General features: G+C 61.8%; 13 protein-coding genes. 4 read left to right on the forward strand and 9 right to left on the reverse strand.

Features of this window, described 5'->3' with window-relative positions:
* Positions 1 to 128: 128 nt before the first annotated feature.
* Genes HFK74_RS00290 through HFK74_RS00300 form a run of 3 tightly spaced genes read left to right on the forward strand, consistent with a single transcriptional unit; the run spans position 129 to position 5,604 of the window.
* Positions 129 to 1,373: an exonuclease SbcCD subunit D C-terminal domain-containing protein gene (locus tag HFK74_RS00290; RefSeq protein WP_180201879.1), complete on the forward strand. Its 1,245-nt coding sequence runs from the start codon at positions 129 to 131 to the stop codon at positions 1,371 to 1,373.
* On the forward strand, positions 1,370 to 5,011 hold the full coding sequence (locus tag HFK74_RS00295) for an AAA family ATPase (protein WP_180201880.1): 3,642 nt from the start codon (positions 1,370 to 1,372) through the stop codon (positions 5,009 to 5,011). The genes HFK74_RS00290 and HFK74_RS00295 overlap by 4 nt, the downstream gene beginning before the upstream one ends.
* Positions 5,008 to 5,604, forward strand: a complete 597-nt coding sequence (locus HFK74_RS00300; RefSeq protein ID WP_180201881.1) for a glutathione S-transferase — start codon at positions 5,008 to 5,010, stop codon at positions 5,602 to 5,604. Before HFK74_RS00295 ends, HFK74_RS00300 begins: the two co-directional genes overlap by 4 nt.
* An 88-nt stretch (positions 5,605 to 5,692) precedes the next feature.
* Here HFK74_RS00300 and HFK74_RS00305 read toward each other — a convergent pair whose 3' ends face one another.
* The 9 genes from HFK74_RS00305 to HFK74_RS00340 all read right to left on the reverse strand — a co-directional run bounded on the left by HFK74_RS00305 (position 5,693) and on the right by HFK74_RS00340 (position 12,608).
* Entirely contained in the window at positions 5,693 to 5,950 is a 258-nt protein-coding gene (locus tag HFK74_RS00305; RefSeq protein ID WP_008066297.1) for a hypothetical protein, read from the reverse strand.
* The gene (locus tag HFK74_RS00310) at positions 5,947 to 6,159 is read right to left on the reverse strand and encodes a hypothetical protein (RefSeq protein WP_180201882.1); all 213 of its coding nucleotides are present in this window, start codon (positions 6,157 to 6,159) and stop codon (positions 5,947 to 5,949) included. Before HFK74_RS00310 ends, HFK74_RS00305 begins: the two co-directional genes overlap by 4 nt.
* Positions 6,160 to 6,274: 115 nt before the next feature.
* Positions 6,275 to 6,397, reverse strand: coding sequence for a hypothetical protein (locus HFK74_RS33035; protein WP_008066313.1), 123 nt, complete (start codon positions 6,395 to 6,397; stop codon positions 6,275 to 6,277).
* A gap of 200 nt (positions 6,398 to 6,597) precedes the next feature.
* Positions 6,598 to 6,777, reverse strand: a complete 180-nt coding sequence (locus tag HFK74_RS00315; RefSeq protein ID WP_180201883.1) for a hypothetical protein — start codon at positions 6,775 to 6,777, stop codon at positions 6,598 to 6,600.
* Between the two features lie 155 nt (positions 6,778 to 6,932).
* Positions 6,933 to 8,102, reverse strand: coding sequence for a lactonase family protein (locus HFK74_RS00320; protein WP_180201884.1), 1,170 nt, complete (start codon positions 8,100 to 8,102; stop codon positions 6,933 to 6,935).
* On the reverse strand, positions 8,095 to 8,433 hold the full coding sequence (locus HFK74_RS00325) for a DUF5629 family protein (protein WP_180201885.1): 339 nt from the start codon (positions 8,431 to 8,433) through the stop codon (positions 8,095 to 8,097). The genes HFK74_RS00320 and HFK74_RS00325 overlap by 8 nt, the downstream gene beginning before the upstream one ends.
* A 124-nt stretch (positions 8,434 to 8,557) precedes the next feature.
* Positions 8,558 to 10,138 (reverse strand): aldehyde dehydrogenase (NADP(+)), encoded by a 1,581-nt coding sequence (locus HFK74_RS00330; protein WP_180201886.1) that lies wholly within the window; start codon positions 10,136 to 10,138, stop codon positions 8,558 to 8,560.
* Between the two features lie 10 nt (positions 10,139 to 10,148).
* Positions 10,149 to 11,141 (reverse strand): AraD1 family protein, encoded by a 993-nt coding sequence (gene araD1, locus HFK74_RS00335; RefSeq protein ID WP_180201887.1) that lies wholly within the window; start codon positions 11,139 to 11,141, stop codon positions 10,149 to 10,151.
* Between the two features lie 144 nt (positions 11,142 to 11,285).
* Positions 11,286 to 12,608: an MFS transporter gene (locus tag HFK74_RS00340; protein WP_180201888.1), complete on the reverse strand. Its 1,323-nt coding sequence runs from the start codon at positions 12,606 to 12,608 to the stop codon at positions 11,286 to 11,288.
* Between the two features lie 193 nt (positions 12,609 to 12,801).
* Between HFK74_RS00340 and HFK74_RS00345 the strand changes: the two genes are divergently transcribed.
* Positions 12,802 to 14,538: an IlvD/Edd family dehydratase gene (locus HFK74_RS00345; RefSeq protein WP_008066320.1), complete on the forward strand. Its 1,737-nt coding sequence runs from the start codon at positions 12,802 to 12,804 to the stop codon at positions 14,536 to 14,538.
* The last annotated feature ends 92 nt before the right edge of the window (positions 14,539 to 14,630 follow it).

Below are 14,630 nucleotides of genomic sequence, written 5' to 3' on the forward strand. Positions count from 1 at the left end.
CCCCTGTAGGATCGAGCATGCTCCTACAGGTCTGCGCGCAGTGTCTGGCGTTTGCCAGTAAACTCCCTCTCCTTTAGCCACCATCCAATTCTCACGTGGCCATCACCTTTTTTCCTACGGAGTTCGCCTTGCGTCTGTTCCACACCTCCGACTGGCACCTCGGGCAGAACCTGCACGGCCAGGATCGCGATTTCGAGCACGGCTGTTTTCTCGACTGGCTGCTGCGCCAGCTCAAGCTGGATCAGCCGGATGTACTGCTGATCGCCGGCGACATCTTCGACACGGTCAATCCGCCGGTCAAAGCCCAGGAACGTCTTTACGATTTCATCGTCAGCGCCCATGAGCAGCAACCGTTGCTGACCATCGTGATGATCGCTGGTAACCACGATTCCGGTTCGCGGATCGAACTGCCCGCGCCCCTGATGCGCCGTTTGCGCACCCATGCGTTGGGCCGGGTGTTGTGGCTGGATGATGGGCAACTGGACGCCGAACGCCTGTTGCTGCCACTGCCCGATGCCCGGGGTGAAATTGCCGCCTGGTGCCTGGCGCTGCCGTTCCTGCGCCCGGCCGAAGTGACGGGTGCGCATTTGGGCGACGACTACCTGCGCGGCATTGGTCAGGTTCACGAATGGCTGATCGCAGCGGCCAATGTCAAGCGCCAGCCCGGCCAGGCGCTGATCGCCATCAGCCATGCGCACATGGCCGGCGGTTCGGTGTCGGAGGATTCCGAACGCAGCCTGATCATCGGCAATGCCGAGGCCCTGCCCGCCAGCCTGTTCGGGCCGACCATCAGCTACGTCGCCCTAGGGCATTTGCACAAGCCACAGAAGGTCAACGGCGAGGCGCGCATTCGCTACAGCGGCTCGCCGATCCCCTTGTCGTTCTCGGAGATCGGTTACCAGCACCAGATTCTCGACATCACGCTCGACGGCGAAACCCTGGTCAGCGTCGAACCGAAACTGATCCCCCGCGCCGTCAACCTGCAACGTATCGGCCCTGCACCCCTGGCGGACATCCTGGTGCAACTGGCCGACCTGCCCATTATCGACCTGTTGGCCGACTACCAGCGCCAGCCCTGGCTGGAAGTGCGGGTGCGCCTGGACGAACCGCAACCGGATTTGCGCCATCAAGTGGAAAGCGCCCTGTTGGGCAAAGCTGTGCGTCTGGTGCGCATTGCCGCCGAATACGCGGGCAACGGCAGCCGGGACGGTGCCGATGATGGCGCCGGGTTGATCGAGCTGGACCAGCTCACGCCCCAGGAACTGTTCAGCCGCGCCTGGCAGGACAACTACGGCAGCGAGGTCGATGAGCAAACCCTCAAGGACTTTGCCGAACTGCTGCAAGACGTGCAGATGGAGGACGAACAGCCATGAAGATCCTCGCCATCCGCCTGAAGAACCTCGCCTCCCTGGCCGGTCCGTTTGAAATCGACTTCACTGCCGAACCCCTGGCCAGTGCCGGACTGTTCGCCATCACCGGCCCTACCGGCGCGGGCAAGAGCACCCTGCTGGACGCGTTGTGCCTGGCCCTGTTCGGCGCCGTGCCGCGCCTGAACAACACCGGGCGCGACGCCAAGGTGCCAGACGCCGATGGCGAAATCGGCACCGGCGACCCACGTACCCTGCTGCGTCGCGGCACCGGCGAAGGCTATGCCGAAGTGGATTTTGTCGGCGTCGACGGCCGACGTTATCGCGCGCGCTGGGAAGCCAATCGCGCCCGGGAAAAGGCTGGCGGCAAGCTGCAAGCCAGTCGCCAGAGCCTGCGCGACCTTGATCAGGATCAACTGCTGGCCAGCCAGAAAGGTGAATACAAGACCCAGCTCGAGGCCGCACTGGGCCTGAATTTCGAGCAGTTCACCCGGGCCGTGCTGCTGGCGCAGAGCGAGTTCAGCGCCTTCCTCAAGGCCGATGACAATGACCGCAGCGAACTGCTGGAAAAACTCACCGACACGGCGCTCTACACCCGCCTGGGCCGTCGGGCCTTCGAAAAGACTCGCGAAACCCGCGAAGCGCACAAACTGCTGCAGGATCAGGCCAGCGGTGTCACGCCGCTGGCACCTGAGGCGCGCGCCGAGCTCGACGAGCGCTTCAACGCCGCACAACAGCAACTGAAATTGCAGCAGGCGCAGCTCAAGCAGCTTGAGCTTCAGGACGCCTGGCTCAAAGAACTGCGCCGTTTGCATGACGCGCAACTGGCCGCGGTCGAACAACTGCACAGTGCCCAGCACACTTGGGAAAGCCTGGCCGGCGAGCGTTTGCAGCTGACGCGTCTCGAACAGCTCGCGCCGCAACGGCATCAGTTCGCCCGCAAGGCCGAGGTCGATTCGCTACTCACGCCTTTGGCAGCGCAGATTGCCGAGCATACCCGGCAACAGGGCGAACTCAGCGAGCGTCAGGCGTTACTGGAACAGCAACTGGGCGCTACCCGGATCGCCCTGGGCGAAGCACAGCAACGGCAAACCGACTGTGCGCCGCTGTTGCGCCAGGCTTTCGAGGAGCAAAGCACCCTCGCCCGCCTGGCCAAGGACGCGACCCTCAGCGCCGAAGCCCGGCAGAGCGCCGAGCAGGCCTGCACCCAGGGCCAGAACGCGATTCAAACCTTGCACGAACAACAGGCACGGGCTGCCGAACACTTGCAACGCATGGCCGCCGAGCTTGCACAAAGCGCTGATCTGGCGCCGTTGAGCGATGCCTGGAATGCCTACCGTGATCGCCTGCAACAGCTAATGTTGATTGGTAATCGCCTGAACAAGGGGCAGGCGGAACTGGCGAATCTCGAACAGAACGCCATGCTCGCCGCGCAAGCCTTTACTGCGCAGAAACAGCAACTGGAGGTGCTGTTCAAGGAGGCCGGTGCCGAGCCGGATGCCGTCGCCGAGCAGATCGGCATCCTCGGCAGCCTGTTGCAGGACAACCGCAAGCAACTTCGCGCCATCGAAGACCTGAGCCGACTGTGGGACAGCCAACAGGACCTGGACCGACGCGGCGCCGAGTTGCAACAACGGCAGGTCGCTGCGCAACAGGAACGCGAGCGCCTGACCCAGGACGGGGTAAAGGCCAAGGCTGAACTCGCCGTCGCCGAGCAGACCCTGACCGTCACCCGCGAACTGCTGGAACGCCAGCGCCTGGCCCGCAGCGCCAGCGTCGAGGAATTGCGCGCGCAGTTGCTCGATGACCAACCCTGCCCGGTCTGCGGCAGTCATGAACATCCTTATCATCAGCCCGAGGCCCTGTTGCAAAGCCTGGGTCGCTTCGATGAAAGCGAACAGGCAACGGCACAAAAAGCCGTCGATCAGCTCAAGGAAAAACTCACCGAACTGCGTGCGGAAGTCGGCGGACTGATCGCCCAGCAAAAGGAACTGCTGCAACAGCAGGAACAACTGGCAACTGCCCAGCAAGCCCTGGCGCCTAGCCTTCAAGCGCATCCGCTGGCCACCGCGCTGTTCAATCAGGACGCCGATAAACGTAGCGCCTGGCTCAGCCAGCAAAACAGTCAGCTGAATCAAAGCATCACCCAGGACGAACAACGGCAAACCGCCCTGCTCACCCTGCAACAGGACGCTGCACGCCTGACCCAGCAATTGCGCCACGCCGAAACCGCGCATCAGAGCGCGGCCCAGCACCTGGACAATCAACAGCGTGAACTGGGTAATGACCGTCAGCGCCTGGACGAAGAACTCAGCGCCTTCGCCAACCTGCTACCAGCCGACACCCTGGAAGCACTGCGTACTGAGCCCGCCGCGACCTTCATGTTGCTTGACCGGCAGATCGCCGAGCGCCTGGCGCAACTCGATCAGCAAAAGGAAGAACTGGCCGAACAGCAACAGCGCCAGCAAAACCTGGAGAAGGAACAGGATCGACAGCAGACCCGCGTGCAGCAATTGCAGACCGCCGAACAGCAGTTCACTGCACTGGCCAGCCAACAACAGGCGAGCCAGCAAGCGCTCGGTCAATTGCTCGGCTCGCACGGCAGCGCCGAGCAGTGGCAGCAACAGCTGGAGCTGGATGTGGAACAGGCGCGTCAAGCCGAAGCCAGCACGGCCACGGAACTGCAAAATGTGCTGACTCAGCTCGTGCGAATCGCTGCCGAACTCAAGGCGCAGCAAGAGCGTTTGCACACGCTGGAAAGCGAACATCGCGAACTCGCCGGCAAAATCGCCGAATGGCGCGCCCGTCATCCGGAGCTGGATGACGGTGGCCTTGAACACCTGCTGCGGGTCGACGACACCCATGTGAGCGAACTTCGCCAACGCCTGCAGCACAGCGAAAAAGCCATCGAACAGGCCAAAGTCCTGGTTCAGGAACGCGACAAGCGCTTGCTCGATCACCAGTCACAACACAACGGCAACCTGGATGACGAGCAACTCGCCAGCGCGCTCACCGAGCTGCAAAACCAGTCCGCCGTCAGCGAGCAACGCTGCGCCGAGCTGCGGGCCGAACAGGCTGAGGATCAGCGCCGGCAGAACGCCAATCAGGCCCTGGCGCAACAGATCGCCGACGCCTACATCGAGTACCAGCGCTGGGCTCGCTTGAACGCGCTGATCGGTTCCGCCACCGGCGACACCTTCCGCAAGATCGCCCAGGCCTACAACCTCGACCTGCTGGTGCACCACGCCAACGTGCAATTGCGCCAACTGGTGCGGCGCTACCGCCTCAAGCGCGGTGGCAGCATGCTGGGCTTGCTGGTGATGGACACCGAGATGGGCGACGAACTGCGCTCGGTGCATTCGTTGTCCGGCGGCGAGACCTTCCTGGTGTCGCTGGCCTTGGCGCTGGGCCTGGCATCGATGGCCTCGAGCACGCTGAAGATCGAATCGCTGTTCATCGACGAAGGTTTCGGCAGCCTCGATCCGGAGTCCCTGCAATTGGCCATGGACGCCCTCGACGGCCTGCAGGCCCAGGGGCGCAAGGTCGCGGTGATTTCCCATGTGCAGGAGATGCATGAGCGGATTCCGGTGCAGATCCAGGTCCGTCGCCAAGGCAACGGCTTGAGCACCCTGGAGGTGAAATGATCACGCTCTATTCGTTCCGCCGCTGCCCGTACGCCATGCGGGCACGCATGGCGCTGCGCTACAGCGAAGTGGCCGTGGACATTGTCGAGGTCAGCCTCAAGGCCAAACCCGCCGAGATGCTCGCACTGTCGAGCAAAGGCACGGTGCCGGTGTTGAACGTCGACGGACGGGTCATCGATGAAAGCTTGGAGATCATGCGCTGGGCGCTGGCTTGCAATGACCCGCAGGACTGGTTGCTCAAGGATGATCCGCAAGGGCAGCTCGCCATCGCGGCGTTGATCGAGGAGAACGATCAGGTCTTCAAGGTGCATCTGAACCGCTACAAGTACGCCGAACGCTATCCGGAACAGCCGATGGCGTTCTACCGCGCCGAGGGCGAGGTGTTCCTGGGTAAGCTTGAGGCGTTGCTGGACGGTCGCGATTATTTGCTGTCCGACCACCCCACCCTGGCCGACGTGGCGCTGATGCCGTTCATACGGCAATTCGCCCATGTCGATCGCGAGTGGTTTGCGCAGACGCCCTATCGACGTCTGCAAGACTGGTTGCAGCGATTTCTGACGTCGCAGTTGTTTACATCGGTGATGGCGAAATAAAACAGATCCCTGTAGGAGCCCGGCTTGCCGGCGAAGGCGATCTCGACGACGCCCTCGCCAGCAAGCCGGGCTCCTACAAGGGTCGGGGTCAGGCCAGTACCTCACACATGCCTATTGCCGAGCAATCAACGTGAAACGGTCCGAAAAAACCTTCATCGGGCGTGATCGGCGGGTTGCCGGCCAGCATCCCCATGGCCTTGGCTGTCTCGATGTTGCGCGCGATGTTGTGGTTGGCCTCGATGGCCCGTGCCACCCCGCCGATTGACCCGTGCCCGATCCCCAGCAGGGAAAAGCCATTGGTTATGAACGCCAGGAAGGCGATAACCAGAAGTTTGCAACGGTTCATGCTCCGCCCACTCCTGCGAGTTCAGCCGGATCGACCATCGCCTGTTGCGCGCGATGTTCAAACTGGATGCCAGGGTGCGCGACATGGATCGGCGGTTCGACGGCCTGCTGCGACTGCGGCGAAAGGCTGATAACCAGCACCATGACCAGGTAAAGACCGATTGCCACATAGGCGCCGTGTTTGGCAGAGGTGATGATCGTGCTGGCCATGATGAACTCCGTGGACATGTTTCAGAGTCCACAGAATCAATCAAAAAAGCACCGGTAACCAACGAGTCTGATGCATAGCAAATATCAACTTCGTTGATCATTAACCCGGTCTATCTCAGTCTTCAATAAAACTGATCATGCGCTCGCGGGCAGCGTCGGGTTCACCGGGAATGGGCCCGGCGGACAGGATCGGGGTCGAATAGAGGAACAGCAGCACCACGGCAAGACGCATCGTCATTTTGGCAATCCTTTTCTTCAGAAGGAGGAGTCAAAAAATCAGCGTCAAATTTAGAGATATGGCCACCTGATATCAAGCATCGGCGGCTAAGGTGTCGCAAACGCGTTATGCAGGAGCGACATCACTTCAACGCCTTTCGCGGCCAGGGCTTCGATCGGCAAGTGACTTCGCTCCTGCATAAAGGCTGCAGGGCTTGAATTTCAGTGTTGGGCTTTGTGATCCAGGGCGGCGTAGAAGTTGGCGCTCTGTTGCAGGTATTTCTGGGTGTAGCTTTGGGTGTGGGTTTTCTTGTCGCTGATTTCAACGTTGGCGCTGGCTGGAAGGGCCACGGTGGCGGAAATGGCAGAAGCGGCGATTACGGAGAAGAGATTGAAGTTCATGCTGTATTCCTCGGAGTCAGTTGGCTTGCTTGCCCGGTGGGGCCGTGAAGCAAACTTAACCCTCGAGGGTTAGCGGCTTGAAATGCTTTGTGACACTTCCAGATATCACCCTCATTGATAGAAGGATGCAGGCCCCATCAACTGGGGCCTGCGGCCTATTGACTCACCAGGAATTTCAGGTCGCTGGGTGCATCCATCGGCAGTTTTTGCACGGTTTTGCCCAGCAAGCCGGTCTTGGCATCGCGCTCGACGACGACAATCTGGTTGCTTTTCTGGTTGGCGATCAGCAGGAACTTGCCGCTCGGATCGAGGCTGAATTCCCGTGGATGATCGCCCTCTACCGTGCGACGTTGCAGTTCCTTGAGATGGCCCGTCGCCGGGTCGATGGCGAACACCAGCAACTGGTTGGCGGTGCCACGGTTGCTGACATAGAGGAACTTGCCGTCGGTTGATGCATGCAGTGCAGCGGCGGCCTTGTCGGAAACGGGCTGACCGGCAGCCAGGTCGACGCTCTGGGTTTGCTCAAGCTTGCCGTCGCGGTAATCGAACACCGCCACCTGCGCGCTCATTTCCATGGTCAGCCAGGCGTGCTTGCCATCGGCACTGAACAGCAGATGGCGCGGCCCGCTACCGGCTGGCAGTTGAACGAACGAGGGTGTGGCCGGGGTCAACGGCAAATCAGGATTGGCCTTGGGGTCGAAGCGGTAGACAAAAACCCTGTCCGCCCCCAGGTCGTTGGAAAACACGTATTTGCCATCAGGCGAGGCGATCGTCGAATGCACATGCGCCGACATCTGCCGCTCGGGATTGACCCGGCTGGCCGGATGGCTGCTCATCTGCACCACCGGTTTGAGCGTGCCATCGGCTGCCACCGGCAACACCGCCAGGGTGCCGCCCGGGTCTTCAGCCACTGAGTAGTTGCTGACGAACAAATGGCTGGCTTCCAGGCTCAGGCTCGAATGCGTTGGCTCGTTACCGAGGCTTTGCACCTGATTGATCAGGGTGAGTTCATGAGTCTTGGGGTCGATGGCATAGCTGCTGACCCGCCCGACCGGATCGGGCTGGCCCGGGCCATTTTCGTTGACCACGAACAGACGCTGCCGGTCCTTGGACAAAGTCAGCCAGGACGGGTTTTCACTCTTGACCACTTGCAGCGGCCTGGCGTCGATCTGTCCGGTTGCACTGTCGAAGTTCAGGCGATAAATACCTTGGCTTTGGCCGCCAGTGTACGACCCCACGAGTACTTGGTAGTCGTCGGCGGATGCCACCTGAACGCCCATTGCGCCGATGCTGCCGGCGATCAACAACGGCCAGAGGTTACGCATCCTGTTGATCGTCGTCTTCGTTGTCGCCGCTGATGACGTCGCCCAGGCACACCAGGCGGTGTTCGCCGTCGTTATCGTTGATCAGCCAGCTTTGCAGGGTGGTGTCGAAGGTAGCGGCCTGGACCTGTGCCGGGGTGAATTCCCAGTGCTTGGCCGCTCGACCGTCCATGCATTCGATGTGCAGGTTGTCGTCGACATCAAGGGCGAATTCGAAGGCGTGCAGCCCGTCGATTTCCACCATCCCGCAATGTTCGAGGGCGTTGAGCAAGGTGTCTGTTACGGCAGTCATGGCAGTCAATCTTTGAGTGGGAAAAACGCAATGATAGCTCATTGCGCCTCATACCAATGTGGGAGCGAGCCTGCTCGCGAATGCGCAGTGTCAGTCGACATATTCCTTGACTGTTGCGCCGTCTTCGCGAGCAGGCTCGCTCCCACAGGGATGATGTGCGTGACCGTTAGAGGGGGGCGCGCGACGGCTTGCCATCCACCAGGCGCTGGATACCCAGCGGATTCCCATTCTTCAGCGCATCCGGCAGCAGGCTGTCCGGGTAACTCTGGAAGCACACCGGGCGCAGGAAGCGGTCGATGGCCAGGGTGCCAACCGACGTGCCACGCGCATCCGACGTCGCGGGATATGGCCCGCCATGGACCATCGAATCACAGACCTCCACGCCGGTTGGATAGCCATTGAGCAGGATTCGCCCGACCTTCTGCTCCAGCAACCCCGTCAGCTCGCTGAACTGCTCGAAGTCCGCCGGCTCGCCGATGATCGTCGCGGTCAATTGACCGTGAAGACCGTTCAGAGCCGCGCTCAGCTGGGCCTGATCCGCCACTTCCACCACCACGGTGGTCGGGCCGAACACTTCCGCTTGCAGCACTTCATCCCCCTCGATCAGCAAGCTGGCATCGGCCTTGAACAGTTGCGGTTGCGCCTGATGCCCTTGTTGCGCGCTACCCGCCAAGTGTTCGATACCGGGATGATCAAGGAGCTTTTGCAAGCCTTTTGCGTAGCTAGCCAGGGTCCCGGCATTGAGCATGGTCTGCGCCGGTTGATCGGCCATCATGTCGGCCAGCAGCTGGAGGAATGCAGTGAACTGCGGCGAACGGATGCCGATCACCAGGCCAGGGTTGGTGCAGAACTGCCCGCAGCCTTGCACCACCGAAGCCGACAGGCCGCGGGCGATGGTGTCCGTGCGCTCCTGCAACGCCTGGGGCAATACGATCACCGGGTTGATGCTCGACATTTCGGCGAACACCGGGATCGGTTGTGGGCGCGCCGCCGCCATGTCGCACAGCGCTCGACCACCGGTGAGCGAACCGGTAAAGCCCACCGCCTGGATAGCCGGGTGCTTGACCAGCGCTTCACCGACTCCGCCGCCGTAGATCATGTTGAACACGCCGGCTGGCATCGCGGTTTTTTCCGCCGCGCGGATGATCGCATCGGCCACCTGCTCGGCCGTCGCCATGTGGCCGCTATGGGCCTTGAATACAACCGGGCAGCCGGCGGCCAATGCCGACGCGGTGTCGCCGCCAGCGGTGGAAAACGCCAAGGGGAAATTGCTGGCCCCGAACACCGCCACCGGGCCGAGCCCGATACGGTATTGGCGCAGGTCGGGACGCGGCAAGGGCTGACGCTCAGGCAGCGCCTGGTCGATACGCGCGCCGTAGAAATCGCCGCGCCGTAGCACATTGGCGAACAGGCGCATCTGCCCGCTGGTGCGACCCCGCTCACCGATGATCCGTGCGGCAGGCAATGCGGTTTCGCGGCACACCAGGCTGACGAAGTCATCGCCCAGCGCATCCAGTTCATCGGCGATGGCATCGAGAAATTCTGCGCGACGCTCGGCACTCAAGGTGCGATAAGCCGGGTACGCTGTAGCGCCAGCCCGGGCGGCGGCATCGACTTCCTCGGGCGTGGCCTGAATGAAATCATGGGGCAATGCCTCACCGGTTTCCGCGTCGACGCTGTGCAATGTCACGTAGCCCTTCGCACTGCGCTGGCCGCCGATGTAGTTGTGACCAAGAATTCGGGTCATGCATGATTCCTCAAAGTGTGCCGACAGTGCCGGGTTCGAAAGCCGCATCGACCGTAGCGATGCCATTGATCAACGGCGCGCCGAATTCGCCCTGGCTGATCTCGAACACATCGCCCGGTTGCGTGCGAATGCCGTCGGCGAAGGACAGGGTCGCGGTCCCGAAGAAGTGAATGTGCACGTCACCCGGACGCAGGAACTGGCTGTATTTGAAATGGTGGTATTCAAGGTTCGCCAGGCTGTGGCACATGTTGGCCTCACCACTGAGGAACTCGTTCTGCCACAGCACCTGGCCGTCGCGCAGGATGCGGCTGGTACCGGCCAGGTGTTGCGGCAGCTCGCCGACCCGCAGCTCCGGGCCATAGCTGCAACTGCGCAGCTTCGAGTGGGCCAGGTACAGGTAGTTCTTGCGCTCCATGACGTGATCGGAAAACTCGTTGCCCACTGCAAACCCGAGGCGATACGGCTTGCCGTCGTGGCCGATGACATACAGGCCGCTGAGTTCAGGCTCTTCACCAGCGTCTTCGGCAAACGGTGGCAAGGGGAACGGCTGGCCGGGGCGAACGACGATACTGCCGTCGCCCTTGTAGAACCATTCCGGCTGTACCCCCGCTTGACCGGCTGAGGGCTTGCCGCCCTCCACGCCCCACTTGAAGATGCGCATGGTATCGGTCATCGCGGCTTCGTCACCGGCCTGCTGGTGCATCTTGTCCCGGGCCGAGGCGCTGCCCAGGTGAGTCAGGCCGGTGCCACTGACCAGCAGGTGCGCCGGGTCCGGGTGATCCAGCGGTGGCAGGATGCGCCGTTGTGCCAGCAGTTCGGCGTAGTCGTGGCCGATGCCTAATCCCAGGCTCTGCACCTGTTGCTCCAGATTGACACCCGCTTCGATCGCCGCCAGCGCCAGGTCGCGAACCGTGCGCGCCTCACGAACTTCCAGGACTTGCGCCCCCTCGACCACGCCGACACGGCGTTCGCCGTTACTCAATTCAAATTGAACCAAACGCATGAATTTTTCCTTTTATTTGAAAACACCGCAAACCCTGTAGGAGCTGGCTTGCCAGCGAAGGCGACCTGACAGTCAATACCGATGTCTGCTGTCAGGGCCTCTTCGCTGGCAAGCCAGCTCCTACACGTCCGTATCAAGCCTGTGTCAGGTACGGGTAGCCCCACGCGCACTCGCGGCAAATTCATCCGCCGGCAACACATGCTTGCGCTCCAACTGGCGATACACCACGCCGGTCAATACCAGGCCGAACAGCATCACGCAGGACAGGAAATACAGCCCCGATGCCAGGTTGCCGGTGTATTCCTTGAGCGCGCCAATCACGAACGGACCGATGTAGCCGCCGAGGTTGCCCACCGAGTTGATCAGGGCAATCCCCGCCGCCGCACTCGCGCCGGCAAAGAAGCGACCGGGCAAGGTCCAGAAAATCGCCGTGCAGGAAAACAGGGCGAACGCCACCAGGCACAGCGCCATCAATTGCAATACCGGAAAGATCAGCCAGGCACTGAGGAACAGGCCAATCGCGCCCAGTACATAAAGCACCGCCAAGTGGCCGTAACGATCATTCAAACGGTCGGAGCTGCGCGGGATGATCAGCAGCCCGATGATCCCGAAGACATAGGGCACCGATGACACGAACCCGGTCACCAGGTCGCTGCCGCCAAACTGCTTGATCAGGGTCGGCAGCCACAGGCCCAGGCCATAGATGCTCAGGGTCACCGGCAGGTAGAACAGCGCCAGCAGCAGCACGCGCCTGTCCTTGAGCGCATGCAGCGGGTTGCCATGACGGGTCTGGCCGTAGGCCTGCAGGTCTTTTTGCAGCTCGCCGGACAGCCAGTCCTTCTCGGCCTGGTCCATCCATTTCACCTGTTGCGGACCATCCGGCAACCAGCGCAGTACCGGCCAGGTCAGCAGGATCGCCGGGGTGCCGATGACGATGAACAGCCACTGCCAGCCGTGCAGGCCAAGAACGCCGTCCATGCCCAGCAGGCCGCCGGACACGGGCCCGGTGATCATCATCGCGATGGGTTGGGACAGGATGAACAGCCCCAGGATCTTGCCGCGGTGGCGCACCGGGAACCACTGGGTGATGTAGTAGAGAACGCCCGGAAAGAAGCCGGCTTCCGCCGCACCGAGCAGAAAGCGCATCAGGTAGAAGCTGTTCGGCCCCTGCACGAAGGCCATGCCGATGGTAATGGCACCCCAGGTGACCATGATCCGTGCGAACCAGCGCCGCGCGCCAAACCGGTCAAGCATCAGGTTGCTGGGGATCTCCAGGAGGAAATAGCCAATGAAGAACAGTCCTGCGCCCAGACCGTACGCCGCATCACCGAGACCGATGTCGGCGCCCATGTGCAGTTTGGCGAAGCCCACGGCGGAGCGATCCACGTAGGCGATCAGGTACAGCAGGATCAGGAAGGGAATCAGTTTCAGCGTGATGCGACGTATCAGCCGCAGTTCCTGGCTCATGGGATCGGTCTCCGATTGTTGTTTTTATAGAACCTCGGGGGACGCCTCTCACGGCTGACCGTCAGGGCCATCCCTCCGCTGAAAACGACTATATAGTAATACTATTTAATCAACAACACTTCCAAACTGGCGAATTTGCGCTTATGTTACGCCTCAGCTCGAACAATATAGTCATACAATAAGAGAATCGATCATGTCTGATAAGAAACCCACCCTGCGCTCCGCCCAATGGTTTGGCACCGCCGACAAGAACGGCTTCATGTACCGCAGCTGGATGAAGAATCAGGGCATCGCCGACCACCAGTTCCATGGCAAGCCGATCATCGGCATCTGCAACACCTGGTCGGAACTGACCCCGTGCAACGCGCACTTCCGCCAGATCGCGGAACACGTCAAGCGCGGCGTGATCGAGGCCGGAGGCTTCCCGGTGGAATTCCCGGTGTTCTCCAACGGCGAATCCAACCTGCGCCCGACCGCCATGCTGACCCGCAACCTGGCGAGCATGGACGTGGAAGAAGCCATTCGCGGCAACCCGATCGACGGCGTGGTGCTGCTGACCGGTTGTGACAAGACCACCCCGGCGTTGCTGATGGGCGCGGCCAGTTGCGACGTGCCAGCGATCGTCGTCACCGGCGGGCCGATGCTCAACGGCAAGCACAAGGGCAAGGACATCGGCTCGGGCACCGTGGTCTGGCAACTGAGCGAACAGGTCAAGGCCGGCACCATCACCATCGATGACTTCCTTGCGGCCGAGGGCGGCATGTCCCGCTCGGCCGGCACCTGCAACACCATGGGCACCGCCTCGACCATGGCCTGCATGGCCGAAGCGCTGGGCACGTCCCTGCCCCACAACGCGGCGATTCCCGCCGTCGACGCGCGCCGTTATGTGTTGGCGCACATGTCCGGCATGCGTGCCGTGGAGATGGTGCGCGAGGATTTGAAGCTATCGAAGATCCTGACCAAGGAAGCCTTCGAAAATGCGATCCGGGTCAACGCCGCTATCGGCGGTTCGACCAACGCCGTGATTCACCTCAAGGCCATCGCCGGCCGCATCGGCGTGGAGCTGGACCTGGACGACTGGACCCGCATCGGTCGCGGCATGCCAACCATCGTCGACCTGCAACCGTCCGGACGCTTCCTGATGGAAGAGTTCTACTACGCCGGTGGCCTGCCAGCGGTATTACGCCGCCTCGGTGAAGCCAACCTGATCCCGAATCCGAACGCCTTGACCGTCAACGGCAAATCCATCGGCGAGAACACCAAGGATGCGCCAATTTATGGCGAAGACCAGGTGATCCGCACCCTCGACAACCCGATCCGCGCCGACGGCGGGATCTGCGTATTGCGCGGAAACCTGGCGCCACTGGGCGCGGTGCTCAAGCCTTCCGCCGCCACCCCCGAATTGATGCAGCATCGCGGGCGGGCCGTGGTGTTCGAGAACTTCGACATGTACAAGGCGCGGATCAACGATCCGGAACTGGACGTGGATGCCAACTCGATCCTGGTCATGAAAAACTGCGGGCCCAAGGGTTACCCGGGCATGGCCGAAGTCGGCAACATGGGCTTGCCGGCCAAGCTGCTTGCCCAGGGCGTGACCGACATGGTGCGCATTTCCGACGCGCGCATGAGCGGTACCGCGTATGGCACCGTGGTCTTGCATGTCGCCCCGGAAGCGGCGGCTGGCGGACCTTTGGCAGCGGTGAAGGAAGGTGACTGGATCGAACTCGACTGCGCCAGCGGCCGCCTGCACCTGGACATCCCTGATGCCGAGCTGGCGGCGCGCATGGCCGACCTGCAACCGCCACAAAAGTTACTGGTGGGCGGTTATCGCCAGCTGTACATCGACCATGTCTTGCAGGCGGATCAGGGCTGCGACTTCGACTTCCTGGTTGGCTGCCGAGGCGCCGAAGTACCGCGCCACTCTCACTAACACCACCGCCCCCTGTAGGAGCTGGCTTGCCAGCGAAGAGGCCCTGACAGCAAATACTAGTGTTGACTGTCAGGCCGCCTTCGCTGGCAAGC

The organism is Pseudomonas sp. SbOxS1 (genome assembly GCF_013416725.1).
In the GTDB taxonomy this organism is placed as follows: domain Bacteria; phylum Pseudomonadota; class Gammaproteobacteria; order Pseudomonadales; family Pseudomonadaceae; genus Aquipseudomonas.